At 49.9% G+C, this 17822-nt stretch carries 17 protein-coding genes and 2 tRNA genes; 11 read left to right on the forward strand and 8 right to left on the reverse strand.

All coding sequences use genetic code 11. The annotated features are described in order from the left end of the window. Positions 1-23 precede the first annotated feature (23 nt). Together PJE062_RS16415 and PJE062_RS16420 are read left to right on the forward strand one after the other, a co-directional pair. Positions 24-3377, forward strand: a complete 3354-nt coding sequence (locus PJE062_RS16415) for an error-prone DNA polymerase (protein WP_008550161.1) — start codon at positions 24-26, stop codon at positions 3375-3377. A gap of 103 nt (positions 3378-3480) precedes the next feature. After that, positions 3481-3834 carry a TfoX/Sxy family protein gene (locus PJE062_RS16420; protein WP_008550339.1) on the forward strand — a complete coding sequence of 118 codons (354 nt, stop codon included), beginning with the start codon at positions 3481-3483 and terminating at the stop codon, positions 3832-3834. A gap of 179 nt (positions 3835-4013) precedes the next feature. Here the strand turns inward: PJE062_RS16420 and PJE062_RS26390 are convergent, their stop codons facing one another. Both PJE062_RS26390 and PJE062_RS16425 read right to left on the reverse strand, forming a co-directional pair. Further along, positions 4014-4409, reverse strand: coding sequence for a hypothetical protein (locus tag PJE062_RS26390; RefSeq protein WP_128647530.1), 396 nt, complete (start codon positions 4407-4409; stop codon positions 4014-4016). A 476-nt stretch (positions 4410-4885) separates the two neighbouring features. Next, positions 4886-5293 (reverse strand): YchJ family protein, encoded by a 408-nt coding sequence (locus PJE062_RS16425; RefSeq protein WP_008550584.1) that lies wholly within the window; start codon positions 5291-5293, stop codon positions 4886-4888. Positions 5294-5498: 205 nt separating this feature from the next. Here PJE062_RS16425 and PJE062_RS16430 point away from each other — a divergent pair, with 205 nt between their 5' ends. Continuing rightward, positions 5499-6602, forward strand: a complete 1104-nt coding sequence (locus tag PJE062_RS16430) for an NAD(P)/FAD-dependent oxidoreductase (RefSeq protein WP_008550655.1) — start codon at positions 5499-5501, stop codon at positions 6600-6602. Between the two features lie 64 nt (positions 6603-6666). Here the strand turns inward: PJE062_RS16430 and PJE062_RS16435 are convergent. Together PJE062_RS16435 and PJE062_RS16440 are read right to left on the reverse strand one after the other, a co-directional pair. After that, a tRNA-Gly gene (locus PJE062_RS16435) sits at positions 6667-6741 on the reverse strand. Positions 6742-6789: 48 nt separating this feature from the next. Then, a tRNA-Gly gene (locus PJE062_RS16440) sits at positions 6790-6864 on the reverse strand. Positions 6865-7641: 777 nt separating this feature from the next. Here PJE062_RS16440 and PJE062_RS16445 point away from each other — a divergent pair. From PJE062_RS16445 to PJE062_RS16465, 5 genes are all read left to right on the forward strand, one after another. Further along, positions 7642-8706 carry a cytochrome-c peroxidase gene (locus PJE062_RS16445; protein ID WP_008550521.1) on the forward strand — a complete coding sequence of 355 codons (1065 nt, stop codon included), beginning with the start codon at positions 7642-7644 and terminating at the stop codon, positions 8704-8706. A gap of 141 nt (positions 8707-8847) precedes the next feature. Beyond that, the gene (locus PJE062_RS16450) at positions 8848-9375 is read left to right on the forward strand and encodes a prolyl-tRNA synthetase associated domain-containing protein (RefSeq protein WP_008550710.1); all 528 of its coding nucleotides are present in this window, start codon (positions 8848-8850) and stop codon (positions 9373-9375) included. A 121-nt stretch (positions 9376-9496) separates the two neighbouring features. After that, on the forward strand, positions 9497-10492 hold the full coding sequence (trxA, locus tag PJE062_RS16455) for a thioredoxin (RefSeq protein WP_008550693.1): 996 nt from the start codon (positions 9497-9499) through the stop codon (positions 10490-10492). A gap of 43 nt (positions 10493-10535) precedes the next feature. Then, positions 10536-11216, forward strand: coding sequence for an LON peptidase substrate-binding domain-containing protein (locus PJE062_RS16460; protein ID WP_008550327.1), 681 nt, complete (start codon positions 10536-10538; stop codon positions 11214-11216). Between the two features lie 33 nt (positions 11217-11249). Continuing rightward, positions 11250-11441 (forward strand): Trm112 family protein, encoded by a 192-nt coding sequence (locus PJE062_RS16465; protein ID WP_008550557.1) that lies wholly within the window; start codon positions 11250-11252, stop codon positions 11439-11441. 12 nt (positions 11442-11453) lie between these two features. On the opposite strand, the gene PJE062_RS16470 is transcribed toward PJE062_RS16465, so the two are convergent. From PJE062_RS16470 to PJE062_RS16480, 3 genes are all read right to left on the reverse strand, one after another. Beyond that, positions 11454-11771 (reverse strand): DUF167 family protein, encoded by a 318-nt coding sequence (locus PJE062_RS16470; RefSeq protein WP_008550648.1) that lies wholly within the window; start codon positions 11769-11771, stop codon positions 11454-11456. A 3-nt stretch (positions 11772-11774) separates the two neighbouring features. After that, the gene (locus PJE062_RS16475; protein ID WP_008550528.1) at positions 11775-12065 is read right to left on the reverse strand and encodes a YggT family protein; all 291 of its coding nucleotides are present in this window, start codon (positions 12063-12065) and stop codon (positions 11775-11777) included. Between the two features lie 245 nt (positions 12066-12310). Beyond that, the gene (locus PJE062_RS16480; RefSeq protein ID WP_008550596.1) at positions 12311-13429 is read right to left on the reverse strand and encodes an FAD-binding oxidoreductase; all 1119 of its coding nucleotides are present in this window, start codon (positions 13427-13429) and stop codon (positions 12311-12313) included. A 68-nt stretch (positions 13430-13497) separates the two neighbouring features. On the opposite strand from PJE062_RS16480, the gene mnmD reads away from it, so the two are divergent. Continuing rightward, the gene (mnmD, locus tag PJE062_RS16485) at positions 13498-14199 is read left to right on the forward strand and encodes a tRNA (5-methylaminomethyl-2-thiouridine)(34)-methyltransferase MnmD (protein ID WP_008550725.1); all 702 of its coding nucleotides are present in this window, start codon (positions 13498-13500) and stop codon (positions 14197-14199) included. A 4-nt stretch (positions 14200-14203) separates the two neighbouring features. Here mnmD and PJE062_RS16490 read toward each other — a convergent pair whose 3' ends face one another. Continuing rightward, the gene (locus PJE062_RS16490; protein ID WP_008550566.1) at positions 14204-15619 is read right to left on the reverse strand and encodes an L-serine ammonia-lyase; all 1416 of its coding nucleotides are present in this window, start codon (positions 15617-15619) and stop codon (positions 14204-14206) included. Positions 15620-16064: 445 nt separating this feature from the next. Here PJE062_RS16490 and PJE062_RS16495 point away from each other — a divergent pair, with 445 nt between their 5' ends. After that, entirely contained in the window at positions 16065-16847 is a 783-nt protein-coding gene (locus PJE062_RS16495; RefSeq protein ID WP_037037313.1) for a MipA/OmpV family protein, read from the forward strand. Positions 16848-17160: 313 nt separating this feature from the next. Continuing rightward, positions 17161-17595: a L,D-transpeptidase gene (locus tag PJE062_RS16500; protein ID WP_037037408.1), complete on the forward strand. Its 435-nt coding sequence runs from the start codon at positions 17161-17163 to the stop codon at positions 17593-17595. Positions 17596-17822 lie beyond the last annotated feature (227 nt).

The following is a 17822-nucleotide window of genomic DNA, read 5'->3' on the forward strand; positions in this document are numbered from 1 at the left end:
GAGCTACCATGAGATCGCCTTTGATGCGCGGCTCCGGTTATGCGGAGCTTTGCTGCGCAACTAACTTCTCATTTCTGCGGGGTGCTTCGCAGCCGGAAGAGATTGTTTTTACAGCGAAAAACATTGGTTTAAGTGGACTGGGTGTCTGTGATCGCAATTCGCTTGCTGGCGTTGTGCGTGCTCATGTTGCTGCTGATACTGCAGAGCTGCGTATGGTGACTGGAGTGCGACTCTGCTTCGTCGATGGTTCTCCTGAAATTCTGTGTTGGCCCATTGATCGGGAAGCTTATGGTCGTCTGACAAGATTGCTTACAATTGGTAATCGCCGGGCACCTAAAGGAGAGTGTCATTTGCGTCTTGAAGACCTATTGGCACAGGGACCGGGATTTGTTGTAGCTCCAATTATGAGCCGCTTGGAAAATAGAACCAATCTCTCAGCACTCAAAACGACATTAGAAGCATTGGTTGCAGTATTCGGACAGCAGGTGCGTTTGGCTGTAGCCTTGACGTATGGGGCTAGTGATAGACGCTTCCTGCTGCAAATGATGGAGTTGGCGGATGCATGTGGCCTCAACATTCTGGCTGTAAATGACGTGCTCTATCATGAAGCTGCGCGGCGTCCATTGCAGGATATTGTGAGCTGCATTCGTCTGCATGAAACACTTGAAAGTGCTGGGCGTAAGCTGGGGGCTAATGCTGAGCGGTACCTGAAAACTTATGAGGAGATGGAGCAGCTATTTCATGATTGCCCTGAGGCATTGACTGAATCCTTGAGAATTCTGGATGAGATAAATTTTAGTCTTTCAGAATTGCGATATGACTATCCTCAGGAGGAAATAGCGTCGGGTTTATCTCCTCAACAAGAACTTGCTCGATTGGCGGAAGAAGGAGCGCAGATCAGATATCCTGAAGGGGTTCCTGAAAGTGTAAGAGAGTCGATCGCCTATGAGCTGAACTTAATTGAAGAGTTGGACTACGCTCCATACTTTTTGACAGTGCATGACATTGTTAGGTTTGCGCGATCCAGAAACATTTTGTGCCAAGGGCGTGGATCCGCAGCGAACTCTGTTGTTTGCTTTTGCATTGGCATTACAGAGGTTGACCCTAAACGAGCCGGTTTGCTGTTTGAGCGTTTTATCTCTCCTGAACGTAAAGAGCCTCCTGATATTGATGTCGATTTTGAACATGAGCGGCGGGAAGAGGTTATTCAGTATATCTATCAGAAATATGGAAGAGAACGGGCAGGGCTTGCTGCGACAGTCATTACCTATCGATCTCGTTCCGCCCTGCGGGAAGTTGCCAAGGTGTTTGGTCTGTCGGAGGATGCGGCGGGGGCCTTGTCGGGAACGATTTGGGGACGTTCTTCTGGAGGTGGGAATGCGGAGCAGGTACGAGATGCCGGTTTAGATCCTCAGGAAGCCGTGGTTGCTCAAGTTCTTAAGTATGCCAAGGAGTTGATTGGCTTTCCTCGCCATCTCTCTCAGCATGTTGGTGGTTTTGTCATTACTCAGGGGCGACTGGATGAAGTCGTGCCGGTGATGAATGCTGCGATGGAGGATCGCACTACAATTGAGTGGGACAAAGATGATCTGGAGTCTCTTGGGCTTTTGAAGATTGATGTGCTTGCTCTCGGGATGTTGACGGCTATTCGTAAGGCTTTGGTTTTATTAAGAAAAGGCTATAATCAAGATTGGACGATTGCAAGCTTACCAGAGGAAGAAGCTGAAGTTTACGATATGATTTGCCGGGCTGATACGTTAGGGGTGTTTCAGATTGAGAGCCGCGCTCAAATGAGCATGTTGCCGAGGCTAAGACCGCGTTCTTTTTATGATCTGGTGATTGAAGTTGCGATTGTGCGGCCTGGCCCTATTCAAGGTGACATGGTGCATCCGTATTTGCGGCGTCGGCAAAAGAAAGAAGCGGTCAACTTTCCTAAAGAAGAACTTCGAGACGTGCTGGGTAAGACACTTGGGGTCCCGCTGTTTCAAGAACAGGCGATGAAGATTGCTATCGTAGCTGCCGGATTTACTCCCGGTGAAGCTGATCGTTTACGGCGTGCTATGGCGACTTTTCGTCGTGTTGGAACCATCAAGACGTTTCAGGACAAAATGGTCAATGGGATGGTTGCTCGTGGATATGAAAAAGACTTCGCAGAACGATGCTTTAAGCAGATTGAGGGGTTTGGGGAGTATGGTTTCCCTGAGAGCCATGCAGCGAGTTTTGCTCTGCTGGTTTATGCCTCTTGCTGGCTAAAGGCACGGTATCCTGATGTGTTTTGTGCTGCCATGCTTAATTCTCAACCTCTGGGATTTTATGCCCCTGCGCAACTGGTGAGGGATGCGCGGGAGCACGGTGTTGATGTTCGGGAAGTGGATATCAATCTCTCCAGTTGGGATGCTGTATTGGAGCCTGATGCGCAGGCGTGGCGGCGCTTGCATCCTCGGCATAAGGAAATGCAGGGCACGATTAAATCTGACCATGCTGTACGGCTGGGATTCAGGAGTGTCAAAGGTTTAGCTGAAGCTGATATGGAAAAACTCGTTGCTGTGCGTGGTCGTGGGTATGACTCTGTTCGCGACCTCTGGCTGAGAACGGGATTGTCGCGTTCTGTTATTGCCAAGCTTGCAGAAGCTGATGCGTTTCGGTCACTTGGTTTGGATCGGCGAGCAGCATTGTGGGCTGCACAAGGCTTGGAGGCTGGTGGGGCGGCTGAAAGACTACCTCTTTTTGATCAAGCTAACTTGCATGAATTGCGGCCAGAACCAGATGTTCACTTGCCTCCAATGTTGCCTGGTGAGCATGTTATGGCAGACTATCAAAGCTTAACGCTTTCTCTGAAAGGTCACCCTGTTGGGTTCGTGCGAAAGTCTCTCGCGCAGTCTTGCGTTATTTTGTGCGATGATTTGAAAGATTTGCGTGCTGGACGCAAAGTTTCGGTGGCTGGGCTTGTTCTTGTGAGGCAGAGGCCGGGATCTGCGAAGGGAGTGATTTTCATGACGCTGGAAGACGAGAGCGGTATTGCGAACGTGATCGTCTGGCCAAAATGTTTTGAAAAATATCGTGCGCTGGTACTTGGCACCCGTTTTATCAAGGTAACAGGGCGGCTTCAGAGTGCTGAAGGTGTCATCCATGTGGTCGCCGAGCATTTGGAAGATATGACAGATCTGCTTGGTCAGTTGTCAGTTGCTGAGTTTGCAGATGCCGGTTTGGCTCATGCAGATGAAGTGCGTCGTCCAGTTATTGAGTTAGCTGCGAAAATCCAGCCTGGGCAAGGATTAGCGAAGTTGGTGCAGGAAGTTCCGGAAGTAGCAAAAGATTATGCTGAACTCGCCCAAAAGGCGCGTCATAGTTTGCCGCGAGGGCGAAACTTCCACTAGCGATTTATCCCCTCCAGTTCGGGATGAGTTATTTTGTAATTCAGGCTGTTCTCTTGTGCGGTGTCTTAAGAATTGTCTGTTGTGGCTCAGGAGTAGAGATTCCATGGCTTATGATGAGGAATTGAGTGATCGGCTTCGGGTGGAGTTGGAGGGGATCATGGGGATTTCGGAGAAGCGGATGATGGGTGGTCTTTGTTTCTTTCTGGATGGGAACATGCTGGCTGGTGCGCATCGTATTAAGAGTGAAGAACCTCGCTTTATGTTTCGGGTTGGCAAAGACAATGAAGCAGAGGCTCTCGGGCGTGAAGGGGCCGAGATTGTGGAGCTTGGTGGTCGGCGAATGGGTGGACTGGTGTTTGTTGCAGCTGAGGTGTGTGATCAGGCGGCGCTTCGGGAGTGGATTTCTTTAAGCATGAGCTTTGTGGCTGGTTTGCCTGCTAAGGAGTTAAAAGGGTAGGCGCTGCGATGGTGGCCTGTTTTATGAGCCATCAATTTTGATTTGTTGTTTGGTGTGGTCGGGGGCCGTTCGCAGGGAACTTTCGGACTTGAGGCTGAAGAAAGTTATGTTAGCGCGTGCATTTCAGTGATTTGGAGTGATGTGTTCAGCAATGGCTATTTGCCAGCTTATTTTGATGTTTAATGACGTGGGTCTTTGCAGATTTGTGCGTCACCTTTGAGTACTTTTTTTATTTCGGTGAACGCGCGTTTCATTGTGGTGCCTTTGACCCATCCAACAGTTGCCAATCGTAAGCCAGGATTTTTTGGATGTTTGCCTGCAACGATCTTAACTGCCCAAAATCGGCGGCCTCCAAAACCTGTCTCGACAAGTTTGTAGGCACGGAACTGAAGGTACTGAGTTTCTGTAAGTTCTTTGTGAGAAAAGTTTTGTAGTAATTCTATGCATTCATGATTAGGTTTACTTATGAGAGCGAGTGATCCGTCGTTTAAATGTAGTTCTTTAGTAGACTCGTAGATTTCACATCCTGATCCTACTGTATTCGGTGTGCTTTGTATTAATGATCTCCACTTCATGAATTCCATTCTATTAGCGTGAATCACGTTCATTTATAAGATGCCCGGTGTGTGTTTGTATTTGTGCGTCATACACATAGAATCTGATATTTTGAAATAGTTTTTTTTCGAATTTTAATAAGATTGGATGCAGTGGAGCTGGTGCGAACCTTGTAGCGATTCTGCTAAGTCGTTACGCTAAGGTATGTTTATCGGAAAAAGAGGGGTGCTGAGGCGTGCAACCTAAAGGTGTGGGAAACTCATAGCTGGCTTAGGAAATGCACTCTGAAATGAGCTGAAATAGACGGAATAGGCCTGATTAAGTGAGGATTACCCTCGGTCATGCCTCCCACTTTGGGCCTAGTTTTGGAATTTCAGTTGGTGCTGGGAGGGGCATTGGCTGCTGGGAGCCAGCTATCTGCATCAAGTAAAACGAAGACCTCGCTTTAGTGTGGGTCTTCGTCAGAAATTGCGTCTATATAATGAGAAAAGTGCCTTTAGAGGCGAGCACCTTCTTCTAAAGGTTCAACGTAGTACCAGCGGCCTTTGCGTTTTTTGAAGAGGCTGAGTTCACGCTGCTCTCCAAATTGTCCGTGAGCCAGATATTTGGCGCAGAACAGGACGCTGCCTTTTGCATCTTCTGCCTGACCCTTTTCGGTTGCCAAAATATCGAGGCCAACCCATTGGGTTTGACGGGCGTACTCAGCAACTTCGATGGTACTGAAGGTTTTCTGATAACGCGGCCAGAGTGTTTCTTTCAGATAGTCAACGTTCTGTGTCGCATAAGCGCTGTAGCGGGAGCGCATAAGTTGCTCTGCCGTTTCAGGCAGGACTTTGCCTTCGAGAAAAGGCTGGCAGCAGACTTCGAAGTCTTTTCCTGATTGGCACGGGCAGGGCGTCGTCATCAATTACTATCCTTTAGGGCATTCTCGAGAGCTTGATGGCGCAGGTAAACGCTAAATCCTGTGCCTGGTCAAGAAGGGCAAACAAGCTCCTCCAAGAGTGATTAAAGTTCGCGTTACTGGTTCAACGCTCCTACAGCGTCTTTTGCATAAGCTTGCTGTGTAAAGCCTTCTGTACGGTAGGATTGCAATGCAAAGAGGACGCATTTTGATTGTTGGAGCAGGGCCCAGTGGGCTGACTGCTGCAATTGAGTTGAAGCGGCGTGGGTTCACGCCCCGTATCATTGATAAGAACTCGCGTCCTCATGCTCAGTCTCGCGCACTCGCGATCAATCCCAGAACAATGCAAATTCTGAAGCCTTCTGGCGTGACCGGAAGGCTGCTGGAGAAGGGCTGGCGGATGAACCATGTCCATTTTCGTGGGCCAAGTGATGAGCTGTTGGAAGTGGACCTTTCTGAGTTGGGTGAGCCGTTCAACTTCATGCTGGCTCTGCCACAGTATGAGACTGAGACTATTTTGGAGCGGCATTTGACTGAACAAGGCGTTCCAGTTGAACGGGAATGCGAGTTGCTGCGGTTGGAGCAGAAGGATGACAAGGTTACTGCTGTGCTTGAAACAAGCAGCGGTAAAGAGGAAGTGCTTCATCCGCCGATGGTGATTGGTGCAGATGGGGCTCACTCTGTTGTGCGCTCGCAGATGGGGCTGACATTCTCAGGTAGTTCTTATCTGCAGGATTGGGGGCTGGCGGATGTGGAGTTGGAGCCGACGCTTTCCATGGATGGGCCGACTATGTTTGACCGGTCGCCAAACATCTTTGGGGTCATCCCGTTTTCTGCGACGCGGGCAAGGATTGTTGCGGATCATGTTGATCCGTTGGAGAACATGCCGCCGATCCTGAAGGTCAATAAGGTCAACTGGAAATCAACCTTCCGCATCTCGCACAGGCTGGTGAACCTATACCAGAAGGGCCGTGTGTTTCTGGTTGGGGATGCAGCGCATGTGCACTCACCCTTTGGTGGGAGAGGAATGAATTTAGGGATTGAGGATGCAGCGTGGCTGGCGTGGCAGGTTTCTACCGGCCATACGCATCAATATATGTTAGATCGCAGGCCAGTTGCTGCGGACGTTTTGAAGACAGTGGATTCTGGGACGCGGTTTTTGGCTTCCAACAATACTGCTATTCGCCTTTTCCGGCAGAAGTTCTTGCCTGTGTTGGGGCGAACGAATTACTTTCAATCGCAGTTCATGAACATCATGTCAGCTGAGAACACGCCATTCCCTCCTTGGCTGGAAGAGGAAGAAACCGTGTAAAGCTTTGTTTGGGAAAAGAAGTCTAGATAACAAAAAACCGCCTTGCGGCGGTTCTTTTGTTTTTTGGAGCGGGCGAGGCGATTCGAACGCCCGACCCTAACCTTGGCAAGGTTATGCTCTACCCCTGAGCTACGCCCGCATATCCAAAAAATTCCAACTTCGCGAAAACTCAGCTTCTAAGAGAAACTGGAGCGGGCGATGAGATTCGAACTCACGACCCTAACCTTGGCAAGGTTATGCTCTACCCCTGAGCTACGCCCGCATTCTGTTTCGCTAGGACCGTTTGTTGCGGCCCCGTCGGTGAGGTGGGAGCTATATGACAAAAGCTCGGGGTGAATGCAACAAGGAATTTGAAATTCATTGTGGGATTTCCAAGCGTTTGTGGACGTAACTGTTGTGAGGCTGATCTTATAAGGTGTTTAAATACAATGCTTTATGCTAAATTATAAGGTGTTTTTCCCGTTGTGGAAATAATTGCATCTGCGCAAAATAACCTATGTGATTTTGTCGGAAGTTGAGGTGGCAAGCTGCAAAAAAGAATTTAGTTATCTCATATATCTCAATGGGATCAGGAATTTTTTTGTCTGACTGGGAAAATTGTCTGTGAGATCATGGCTGAGAAATCTTTAGCAGAGAGGGGCGAGATCACATTTTGTAAGTGGGGGCAGTATGTCGCACATACAGATTTGTATACTAGCTGAGAACTTTTTCAGCGATCCAGTGCTGCCCTTAGGAAACGCAAGTTGCAGGTTTTGAGAGTACTCAATTAGAATACTATATTAGAGTTATTCTAAATCCAAAAAGAGATAAACTGTACATGCTGTATGATTAGTATTTTCTAATATTAATGTATTTGTAAGTATATCTTCAATTCATATTCTGAATATTTTTTATAAATCTAAATACTGCATCGATAGAGTTGGTGTTGTGTTGGGGTTTTAGTTTTGAGAATGCTATAGTAAATGTCAAGCGGTTGCATCAATGTGCTTTTGTTTGTAGTGATTCTAAAATCCATTATCTCGTGATGATGGAGGAATTCATGCGAGCCATAATTAAGACATTGATTGGCGCATCTGTTCTCAGCTTAGCTGCTCAGGGAGGAGCCTTGGCTCAGTCTGAGTTGTTGGAAGAGGCGCGCTCTTACTTCAAGCCGATCCCGCACGCTGTACCTACTGTAAAAGGCAACACAATCACCCGCGAAAAAATCGATCTGGGGCGCAAGCTGTTTTTTGATCCGCGGCTATCGCTCTCTGGTTTGTTGTCGTGCAACAGTTGTCACAACCTTGGCATGGGTGGGGATGACAATCTGGAAACATCCATCGGCCATGGATGGCAGAAGGGGCCGCGCAATGCGCCTACCGTTCTGAATGCTGTATTCAACCTTGCTCAGTTCTGGGATGGTCGTGCTGAAGACCTGAAGGAACAAGCAAAAGGCCCTGTGCAGGCTGGTGTTGAAATGGCCAGCACGCCAGAGCGGGTTGAAGCTGTGCTGAACAGTATGCCTGGCTACACCGAGCAGTTTGCGAGAGCATTCCCCGGTGAAGATAAAGCGACGAACTTCGACAATATGGCGAAGGCTATCGAAGCTTATGAGGCCACTCTGATCACGCCTGCGTCTAAGTTTGACCTGTTCCTTGAGGGCAATGAAAACGCGCTCAGTGCTCAGGAGAAGCAGGGACTTCAGGCGTTTATGGACACCGGTTGTGCTGCTTGTCATGGCGGTGTGAACATTGGTGGTGAAGGGTACTATCCATTTGGTGTGGTTGAGAAACCTGGTGCTGATGTTCTTCCGGCAAACGACAAAGGCCGCTTTGCTGTCACTCAAACCGCAGAGGAAGAATACGTTTTCCGTGCATCTCCACTGCGTAACATCGATCTGACAGCCCCTTACTTCCATTCAGGTAAAGTTTGGGATCTGAAACAGGCAGTTGCCATTATGGCCAGCTCTCAGCTGGGTGCGGAACTGACTGAAGAAGATATTGATGCAATCACTGCTTTCCTGAAGACCCTTACAGGTGAGCAGCCGGTTGTTGAGTATCCGATCCTTCCAGTTCGGACAGATTCTACACCACTCCCTGATCCGTCTGTCATGACGGCTCACTAAGCAAACTATTCGCCCCCGGTTTGCGAGAGGCAGGCAGTTCTTATGGACTGCTTGCCTTTTTTTATGGGTGGCTTAAAACGGTGCAGCAATTGTGTAGCAAACATTTGGTTTATCTCAGAGACTTGGGGGAGGTTCTTCTATATGCCAGCAAGCCGTTCGCAACTGATATCCTTTTTGGAAGAACTGAACATTCCGGTTTCTACCATTGATCATGAACCGGTTTTCACGGTTGCTGAGTCTGCTGACTTGCATGATCGTATTCCTGGCGGGCACACCAAGAACCTCTTTTTGAAAGACAAGAAGGGGAATCTCTTTTTGGTTGTTGCGCTTCATGATGCTACGATTGATCTGAAGAAGATCTCCGGCATCATTGGTGCATCTGGTCGTGTTTCTTTTGGTAAGGCTGATCTGTTGGAAGAGGTTCTGGGTGTAACGCCGGGATCTGTGACACCGTTTTCTCTGATCAATGATCGCGAGGAGCAGCGGGTTTCTGTTGTGTTTGACGCGAACATGATGGAGCAGGAGATTCTGAACTTCCATCCGCTGCTGAACAACGCTTCGACAGCGATTTCGGCAGATGGGCTGATGGCTTTTGCAAAGGCGTGTGGGCATGATGCCAGAGTGCTTGCGGTGTCTGCTGAGGCGCAGAAAGTCACTGAAGATCTATAAAAACTGAGTGATCGCCAATTGTAATTGGTCTCGTCTAAGACCATTTTAGGCAGCAGTTAAAGGTTTTGATATGCGGAGCGCTGATAAAAGCAGCTCCCAGTTCAGGTAAAGGGTCAAGATAATGAGTGGATCCGGTTATTCCGTAGGTGGCAGCTTTGGAGGCTCCCTTGGTGGTGGATATGGCGGTGGTTACCAGACCAACACGCAGGCTGGTGCGGCTTCCCCAACCGCTGCTCCTGCAGCTGCGGCTGACTTGATTGTAGATACGACCACTCAGACCTTTGTGCAGGACGTAATCGAGGGCTCCCGTAATCAGGTTGTTCTCGTTGATTTCTGGGCACCTTGGTGTGGTCCGTGTAAGCAGCTTACTCCGACGCTTGAGAAAGTGGTCAAGGAAGCGAATGGCGCTGTTAAGCTGGTGAAGATGAACATCGAAGAGTACCCGGAAGTTGCGGGTCAGATGGGTGTTCAGTCGATTCCGGCTGTATTTGCGTTTAAAGGTGGCCAGCCTGTTGATGGCTTCATGGGCGCGCAGACCGAGGGTGAAGTTAAAAAGTTCCTCGACCGCATCGGCGTGAAGATTGGTCCAAGCGATCTGGAAGTGATGCTTGAGAAGGCTGATGAGCTTCGCGATGCGGAAGGTTATCCGGAAGCAGCGCAGCTTTACGGCGGAGCGCTTTCTATTGATGCTGGTAACGTGCATGCACTGAGTGGCCTTGCTATGTGCTATCTCGCTCTTGGTGAGAAGGAACATGCCAAGCAGATGCTCGACATGGTTCCGGAAGACAAGCAGGATTCTCAGCAGTTTATTGCGGCTAAGGCTGCGCTGGAACTTGCTGAACAGTCAGAAGGACTGGACGACCTTGCTGAACTGCGTGAGCGCGTGGAAGCAAATGCAGATGATCATCAGGCCCGTTTTGACCTTGCGCTTGCATTGAGCGGTAAAGGCGACAAGACCGGTGCTGTTGATGAGCTGATTGAAATTATTCGCCGTGACCGCGAGTGGAATGAAGATGGTGCACGCAAACAGTTGCTGCAGTTTTTTGAGGCCTGGGGCTTCAAAGATGCAGGTGCTGTTTACGGTCGCCGTAAACTCTCCTCAATTTTATTCTCGTAATCTTGGCCTAATGATAAGAGCGGAGAGCACTTAAGTGGCCTCGATGACTGTTGGAAATGCGACCTACGCAGGTCTGGATGATCTGCCGCAGGTTGTGCCGTTGTTTGTTTTGCCGGGAGCTATCTTGCTCCCGCGCTCCCATATGCCTCTCAATGTTTTTGAGCCGCGCTACACCGCGATGATCGACAGTGCTTTGCGCACTGACCGGATGATTGGTGTTATTCAGCCGCAGTTTGATACAAGCGATGAAGAGTTGGCCGGACGGCCAAAGCTTTGCACCGTTGGCTGTATGGGGCGTATTACCGGTTTCCAGGAGAGTGGTGATGGCCGCTATCTGATTACGCTTTCCGGTGTTTCCCGCTTTGAGCTTCGTGGTGAGTTGGAAGAACGTGCGCCGTTTCGTCGTGGGCATGTGGATCCGACCCGATTTGCCAGTGACCTGAAGACAGGTCTTGGTGAAGACGATGTAGACCGCGAGCTGCTGCTTTCAACGCTCAAGGAGTATTTGAGCGTGAATGATCTGGAAGCGGACTGGGATAGCGTGAATTCTGCTTCGACCGAGGTATTGGTCAATGCACTGTGCATGATGAGTCCTTATGGACCTAAAGAGAAGCAGGCTCTGTTGGAAACAGAGAATCTGAAAGTGCGTGCGGATACGCTGATTGCGCTGGCTGAAGTGGAGCTGGCACGAGGCAACGGTGGTGCTGGTAGCACTCTTCAGTAATGCAAGTAATGATAAGAGATGAATGAGGGCTCTATGAGCGAATTTGAAGCGCCACAGCTGGACCGACGCCTTCTGGAGTTGTTGGTCTGCCCTGTGACGAAGACAACGCTTGAGTACAACGCTGAGAACCAGGAGTTGATTTCTCGCGCTGCTAAGCTGGCTTACCCAATTCGGAACGGCATTCCGATCATGTTGGAAGAAGAAGCACGTAAGCTAGAAGACTAAATGCTTTAAAGGCTAGGAGAGATGATCTTCTAGCCTTTTTGCCAGATCCTGCGGTTCACCCAGAACGCGCAGCGTTTTTATACGGGCCGTGGAGCCTGCAATTAATTCAGCTGAAGATTTTGGAACAGAGAGTGCTTTTGCAAACAGGGCTGCAACGGCTTTGTTGGCTGCGCCCTTTTCCGGCACTGCGCGAACTTTCGCCAAAACAAGCGGACGTCCGTCAGACTGTGCGCCGATTTTCTCAATCTGATCTTTGGAGGATTTGGGGGTGAGGCGGACGGTAATGAGAATTCCGTCAGCCTGCAGTTTCCAAGGGTGTTCGTCTGCCACTACTTAGAATACGTAGGGGTAGATGTAGAGGCCAATGACGCGCTCGATGAGAAAGATGCCGAGCAGCAGCACAATCGGTGAAAGATCCAGTCCACCCATTGCAGGCAGGAACCGGCGGATTGGGCGCAGGAGCGGCTCAGTCAGATTGTAGAGCGTCTGTCCGATCATGGCGATGAACTGATTGTTCGAGTTCACCACGTTGAACGCGTAGAGCCACGAGAAGATCACGTTTGCAATAATGACCCACGTGTAAAGATTTAAGATGATGAAAACGACATCAAGAATAGCGCGCATGGACTGGTTAAACTCCAAGTTTGCGGAGATGAACTTTCTAAATTGCTTCCTTTAAGACAGAGCTCAGGAAACAGAGTTGTTCTTCATGTAACTTTGAACTGAGGCACCTGCAAGATCCAGTATGCCTCATTTTTCTATATTTAGAGCTAATTTCCGCAATGAGCCCATGAAAAAATGCCAATTGCCGGTAGCGGTATGCCCCTGAAATAGAGGGGGAAACCGCTTACGGGTTATGGTGAGTTGCTTTAGCCAAAGTGGAAGGTAGGCTTGAAGCTCTCTGGCAGGTGAATTGGTTTGCCCTGTTCCGGGAACATTTCCTGCATCAGACAAGCTGCGATGCGGTGGGAGATGGCATAGGAAATTTTGAAGCCTCCGGTTGCCACCCAAGTTTTTTCAGTCCCCGGAATGAGGCCAACCAATGGATCACGTTTTTTGCATTTTGGACGGATGCCAGCCCAACGGGTGATGATTGGAGCGCCTTTGAGGGTCGGGCAGAAGCCAGTTGCTTTTTTGAGCATAGTCTGGATGTCAGCTTCTATAGGCTCTTTGCTGGTCCACTCTTGCTCAGAAGTAGAGCCGATTGCGACAGTTCCGTTGGCGTGGGAGACAACGTAGATACCATCATCGTAGATTACCGGCAGAGGCTTTTCAGCTTTGTATTCCAGCAGAAGGGATTGTCCCTTTACGCCCATGCCGATGGTTTTGCCTGCTATTTCGCTGAGCGGCCCAAATCCTTCATAGCCTGCGGAATGAACGATGCGATCTGCTGTCAGGGTCTCGCCGTTGCCGAGAGAGACTGTGCCGGTGGTTTCATCAAAGCCGAGGAACTCAGTGTGTTCCATGATATCGATGCGAGTTTCGAGGAAAGCTTTGAGGCCAGCTGATACGAGGCGCGGATTGGCGCGTGCTGCCAGAGTATCCCAGATGATGCCGAGGGGGGCTGCGTCCGGTGTGAGCCAGTCGCTGAACGGTGTTTCTTTCACCACGTTGAAGGTGAAGCCGGTTTCATCGCTTCTCCAGCGCTGCTTGCTTTCTTCAACGCGGGAGAGGGCATGTTCGAGCTTGTGTTCGGTGTAGAGCGGGATCAATCGGCCTGCGCGGCTGTAGCCGACGGACATGCCTGTGGCTTCTTCAAGCTCTGCTACGATATCGGAGAGTTCGATTAGGGCGTCTAACTGAAACTGCTTCTTATCGTTCCATTGACTAGGAACGTGAGGCATCAAAGCGCCGACGAGACCAGCACTTGCACCTGAAGCAATCGTGTTCTTTTCCAGAAGAGCGACTTTCAAGCCTTTTCCGAGTGCGGCTTTAGCGACGCTGAGTCCGAAAATTCCCCCACCAACAACAACTATATCGTAGGTCATGTTTTTTTATTTCCCAGGTTGGGGTATAAGCCCAACCGATTTGTACGTTAGAGATTTGGCTTAGACATATGACAGAGCGCCCAAAATTGGAATGGGATGATGCGAATGTGCCGTATGCGTCGCAGTTTGGAGATACTTATTACTCCAAAGCCGGTGGATTAGGCGAAACGCGCTACGTATTTCTGCAGGGTAACAAGCTTCCAGAACGCTGGAAGAGTGCCCCGTCATTTACCATTGCTGAGTTGGGATTTGGAACCGGACTTAATTTTCTGGCCACTCTGGAGCTTTTGCTAAGCTTGCCTGAGGCGGAGCGGACGAAACTGACTTATGTTTCGTTTGAGCTCTATCCGATGGATGCGGCAGAGATTGACAAAGCGCTTTCTCAATGGCCTGAGCTTAAAACTCTCAAAGACAAGCTGCTGGCAGCCTGGAACCCTCAGCCGGGTTGGAACCCGATTACCATTGATGGGGTGCGGTTGCTGTTGGGTGTTGGTGATGCGCGCGAGATGCTGCCTACTCTGTCATTCCCGGTGGATGCCTGGTTCCTGGATGGCTTCAATCCAGCACGGAACCCGGAACTTTGGGGCAGAGATCTGATGTTGGCTGTTGGTGAGAAAACTGCTGTTGGCGGTACGTTTGGCACCTATACAGCTGCTGGATGGGTGCGCCGCAATTTGCAAACCGCGGGTTTTGATGTTGAGCGCATCAAAGGCTATGGCACAAAACGCCAGATGATGGTGGGGCAGAAACCTGCCGCCACCGAAACCTGATCGATCAGCATTCTGGCAGGTTGACTGCCAGACCGCCTTTACTGGTTTCTTTGTACTTGTCGTTCATTTCAACGCCGGTCTGGCGCATGGCTTCAACGCAATTGTCGAGTGGCATGTAGTGAGAGCCGTCGCCGCGCAGTGCCAGTGAGGCAGCTGAAACTGCTTTGATGGCACCAAGGCCATTGCGCTCAATGCATGGCACCTGAACGAGGCCACCAACTGGATCGCAGGTCATGCCGAGGTGGTGCTCCAGAGCAATTTCTGCAGCGTTTTCAATCTGCTCATTGGTGCCGCCAAGAGCTGCACAGAGACCTGCTGCTGCCATGGCTGCTGCTGAGCCGACTTCGCCCTGACAGCCCACTTCTGCACCGGAAATAGAGGCGTTGTGTTTGATGATGCCACCGACTGCTGCTGCGGTGAGCAGAAAGGTTTTGATACCTTCGTCGTTGCTACCCGGGCAGTGTTCGCGATAATATTTGACGGTTGCTGGGATTACGCCTGCTGCACCGTTTGTTGGTGCGGTGACGACTTTGCCACCTGCTGCGTTTTCTTCATTCACCGCCATAGCGTAAACGGAGAGCCAGTCGTTGGCGACGTGCGGCATGCTCATGTTGTTGCCGCGTTCATCTTCCAACTGCTGCTTGATGGCTGCTGCACGGCGTTTCACGGTCAGGCCACCCGGTAGCTCGCCTTCGGTGTTGAGGCCGCGCTCCATGCAGCCGTCCATAACTTCCCAGATTTGCCAGAGCTTGTTGTCCAACTCTTGTGGATCAAGCGAGGTGATCTCGTTGGCGCGTTTCATCTGAGCGATGGTCTTGCCGGAATTCTGACCCATCTCCAGCATTTCTTTTGCTGTGGCAAATGGATAAGGCATGCCTTTTATTTCATCGGGAGCGTCATTGCCAGCAGTTTCCGCTGCTTTCATGCGGTCAAGCTCTTCTTCCGTCAGAACGAAACCACCGCCGATGGAGTAGAAGGTTTCCTGCAGGTGGAGGCGATCCTGCGCATCGTACGCTTCGATCACCATGCCGTTTGCGTGGCCGGGTAGGTTCTTTTCGAAGTCAAAGATCACGTCTTTGTCGGGATCGAAGTCCAGCTCAGGCAGGTCTGGCAGATGGACTTTCTTTTCCTCGGCGATCTTCTTCTCAAGGGCTTCAGCCTCATCCGGATCCAATGTTTCTGGGGTGCAGCCTGCTAAACCCAGCACAACGGCTCTGTCGGTTGCGTGGCCTTTGCCGGTCCATGCCAGGGAACCGTGAAGCGTGCAGCGGAGGCGCTTTGGTGCGCCGGCACCGGGCCATATCCGTCGACCGTCTCTCAGTTCATCCAGAAAACGTGCAGCGGCGGTCATCGGGCCCATGGTATGGGATGATGACGGGCCAATGCCGATCTTGAAAATTTCAAAGACGCTGAGAAACATGTGTTTGGCACCTTTCAAATGGCTGGGGGCTTTGTTTTTGTTTCGTGTTGGATAGAGAAACAGCCACTATCACTGAATTTTCTAGGAATAATCGGCAAAGGCTCTGAAACCAAGCGGATTATTTTTCCCGATATTTGAAATTGACGTTGCGTTTGTCCAGAAGCCTAGGAAAATATCTACAAAGATCGTGTGCCTGTTGATTCAACTGGGCTTTTTATCGAGGTGTTTACTGAAGATTTTGAAGAAAATACGCCAGCTTCACGTGGAATTGATGACCATGTTTTACTCACCCAATGTGAATTGAGATGAAAAAACTGTCTCTGGTTCATTTTTGTGGTGCCTATGCGCAACAGTCTGTAGAAAACTCCTGAAACTACAGGTCTGCAAATCGGGGCAAAACGTATATCATAGGTGGTAATTGTTTCTTCCGATCAAGGCTGCACCTATGACCGCCTCATTTCGTATTCTTGCAGGCTTAGCGCTTGCTTCCGTTTCCAGTCACGCGCTGGCAGAAGATAATTTCACGCCGGGCGACCTGACTGACGAGCAAGCCAGCAAGAGATACGTAATGGATATCGGCGTTGCTGGATTTGTTAATCCAAAATATGACGGCGCCGATGAGTACATCATCTACCCGTTGCCGTTGATTGCTTTCTCCAGATTTTATTTGCCAGGATTTGGTCAGGTGAAGGAAGGGGAAACGCAGGGTGTCTTCATCTACCCATCCTTTGGCTTTGTAGGGGAGCGTAATCCTTCAGATTCCAGATCTTTGGATGGTACGAGCCGAGTGCCTTGGGCCGGTGAAATTGGTCTTGGTGGTGGTTTCCGTCATGATTGGTTCCGTGCCTTTATTGAAGTGCGCCATGGCTTTAACGGTCACCGCGGTTTTGTTGGCCGTGCCGGTATCGATGTGATTACTGAGGTAACTGACCGCCTGACATTTGTGTTCGGTCCGCGTGTTGATGCGGCGGACGGTTCTTACATGAACACTTATTTCAGCGTACCGGCTGGAGCAGCTGGCGGTCCATTTACTGCTGAAGGTGGCTTTAAGAGCGTTGGCGGTGTTGTTCGTGCCAGCTATGCGCTTACCGACACAATTGGTCTGCACCTGCAGGGTGGATATGACCGTTTGATTGGTGAGGCTGCGGATAGCCCGATCACGCAGAACGACAACATGTGGTCCGTTGGATTTGGTGCAACCTATCGCTTTGCCTGGGACATGTTCTAGAGCGACTAGCGCATATAGATCGATTTACGAATTAAGCCCGGACTTGGTTCCGGGCTTTTCTTTTTGCTGCCCGTGGTGAGTTTTCATCTAGCTATCTAAAAATAAAACGCTGCTTGAAGTGAAGCTGGGTGTATATTCATGAAAATATAAGCATGCATGCAGTATTGATATTGAGAGTTGTATTACCTCATTATTGAAGTATCAGCTTTGTCGCCGTCGGTAATAATCCCCTTAGAATAACTTAATGAAAGACTCAGGTTAGGGCTCGTGTTAGTTCACGATGAGTATTGCGTTGAGTGAGGGGGGCTTCAGTATGCGTACAATAATTACTATTTCTGGACTATTGTTTATTTGCTTACTTCTTATGGTTCCAGCGAAGGCTTCGTCTTCCAAAGTGCTGGCCAAAATTGATATCTCCGAACAGACCATGCGGATTTTTGTCGATGGGAAGGTGCGTCATTCATGGCCTGTCTCGACTGCGCGGCGTGGGTACAGGACGCCAGTTGGAACCTTCAAACCAACCCGGATGCACAAGCGTTATTTCTCCAGGAAATACAACGGCGCTCCGATGCCTTACTCAGTGTTCTTCTACAAAGGCTATGCCATTCATGGAACGGATGTGGTCAAGCGGTTGGGTGCGCCTGCGTCGCATGGTTGTGTTCGGTTGCACCCGAAAAATGCGAAGAGGCTGTTCAGTTTGATTCAGGCGAATGGGCCTTCAAACGCCAGGATTGTAATCGTGAAATAGTGAACACGCTTTACGTGCAACGCGGATCGTGGTGTGATATCCGTCGAATAAGGCCCTTTGCCCTTGCTAGAGCGAGGGTTCCTTACTAAATCAAGGGCTAAGAGATGTGCTTGAAGGCTTGTGAGCGGAAGAAGCAAGTCGGGTCGCAAACGCCTGCTTCTCCCGCCGTAGCGCTGAATACGCATAACTCAACAATCAGCGTGTCTTTCCTAACGCCAAAATCTTGC

It is taken from the genome of Pseudovibrio sp. JE062 (assembly GCF_000156235.1).
In the GTDB taxonomy this organism is placed as follows: Bacteria; Pseudomonadota; Alphaproteobacteria; order Rhizobiales; family Stappiaceae; genus Pseudovibrio.

Coding starts and splice junctions, on each gene's coding strand:
- PJE062_RS26390 (WP_128647530.1), bottom strand. CDS start 4,409: ATGAAGTGGAGATCATTAATACAAAGCACACCGAATACAGTAGGATCA.
- PJE062_RS16460 (WP_008550327.1), top strand. CDS start 10,536: ATGACTGTTGGAAATGCGACCTACGCAGGTCTGGATGATCTGCCGCAG.
- PJE062_RS16450 (WP_008550710.1), top strand. CDS start 8,848: ATGCCAGCAAGCCGTTCGCAACTGATATCCTTTTTGGAAGAACTGAAC.
- PJE062_RS16420 (WP_008550339.1), top strand. CDS start 3,481: ATGGCTTATGATGAGGAATTGAGTGATCGGCTTCGGGTGGAGTTGGAG.
- PJE062_RS16465 (WP_008550557.1), top strand. CDS start 11,250: ATGAGCGAATTTGAAGCGCCACAGCTGGACCGACGCCTTCTGGAGTTG.
- PJE062_RS16425 (WP_008550584.1), bottom strand. CDS start 5,293: ATGACGACGCCCTGCCCGTGCCAATCAGGAAAAGACTTCGAAGTCTGC.
- PJE062_RS16495 (WP_037037313.1), top strand. CDS start 16,065: ATGACCGCCTCATTTCGTATTCTTGCAGGCTTAGCGCTTGCTTCCGTT.
- PJE062_RS16500 (WP_037037408.1), top strand. CDS start 17,161: ATGCGTACAATAATTACTATTTCTGGACTATTGTTTATTTGCTTACTT.
- PJE062_RS16480 (WP_008550596.1), bottom strand. CDS start 13,429: ATGACCTACGATATAGTTGTTGTTGGTGGGGGAATTTTCGGACTCAGC.
- PJE062_RS16445 (WP_008550521.1), top strand. CDS start 7,642: ATGCGAGCCATAATTAAGACATTGATTGGCGCATCTGTTCTCAGCTTA.
- mnmD (WP_008550725.1), top strand. CDS start 13,498: ATGACAGAGCGCCCAAAATTGGAATGGGATGATGCGAATGTGCCGTAT.
- trxA (WP_008550693.1), top strand. CDS start 9,497: ATGAGTGGATCCGGTTATTCCGTAGGTGGCAGCTTTGGAGGCTCCCTT.
- PJE062_RS16415 (WP_008550161.1), top strand. CDS start 24: ATGCGCGGCTCCGGTTATGCGGAGCTTTGCTGCGCAACTAACTTCTCA.
- PJE062_RS16475 (WP_008550528.1), bottom strand. CDS start 12,065: ATGCGCGCTATTCTTGATGTCGTTTTCATCATCTTAAATCTTTACACG.
- PJE062_RS16490 (WP_008550566.1), bottom strand. CDS start 15,619: ATGTTTCTCAGCGTCTTTGAAATTTTCAAGATCGGCATTGGCCCGTCA.